Annotated in this window: 2 protein-coding genes; one reads left to right on the plus strand and one right to left on the minus strand. The window is 72.2% G+C overall.

Translation table 11 applies throughout. The annotated features are described in order from the left end of the window. On the minus strand, positions 1 to 550 hold a 550-nt coding region (locus D588_RS25150; protein ID WP_043085609.1), incomplete at its 3' end, for a glutathione S-transferase. Between the two features lie 76 nt (positions 551 to 626). Here D588_RS25150 and D588_RS26785 point away from each other — a divergent pair. Further along, positions 627 to 785: helix-turn-helix domain-containing protein (locus D588_RS26785; RefSeq protein WP_157836484.1), on the plus strand; the 159-nt coding region annotated here is incomplete at its 3' end.

The following is a 785-nucleotide window of genomic DNA, read 5'->3' on the forward strand; positions in this document are numbered from 1 at the left end:
AGGCGCGGGTCGGCGCCGGCGGGTCGAGCAGGCCGAACGCCAGCATCCAGCCCAGCGCGCTGCCCCACAGCACGTCGGCGGCGCTGCAACGCGCGCCGAGCAGGTAGTCGCCGCGCGCCAGTTGCGCGTCCACCACCGCCAGCACGGTGTCGCAATCGGCATACGGCGACATCGCCCGCGGTGGCGGCTCGCGCTTGAGCGCGCGGTCGACCAGCGCCGGTTCGAAGCAGGCGCCGTAGAACGCCAGCCAGCGCAGGTAGGGGCCGCGTAGCGGGTCGCCGATCGGCGGTGCCAGCCCGGCTTCTGGGTACAGGTCGGCCAGGTAGGGGTAGATCGCACCCTGCTCGGTCACCACCGCGCCGGCGTGCACGATCGCCGGCACCTTGCCCATCGGGTTGATCGCCAGGTAGTCCGGCGCCAGTTGCGCCTGCCGATCGAAGTCGATGCGCTCGATGGCGTAGTCGGCGCCCAGTTCCTCGAGCAGGATCAGCACGCCGCGCGATCGCGAATGCGGGTTGTGGAACAGGGTGATGTGGCGGTCGCTGGTCATGGGCGGCTCCTGGCTGGTCGGTGCGAACACCCTAGACCCCATTGCGGACAGATCCTGTCCGCAATAGCGTGCGCCGATGTCATCGCCCGCCGCCCGCCTGTTGCGCCTGATCGCCCTGCTGCAGACCCGCCGGCTGTGGTCCGGTGCCGAGCTGGCCGCGCGGCTCGGCGTGGACCGGCGCAGCCTGCGCCGCGACGTGGAGCGGCTGCGCGCGCTGGGCTACGCCGTGGAGGCA

The organism is Xanthomonas sp. SHU 308 (assembly GCF_000364645.1).
Taxonomy (GTDB): domain Bacteria; phylum Pseudomonadota; class Gammaproteobacteria; order Xanthomonadales; family Xanthomonadaceae; genus Xanthomonas_A; species Xanthomonas_A sontii.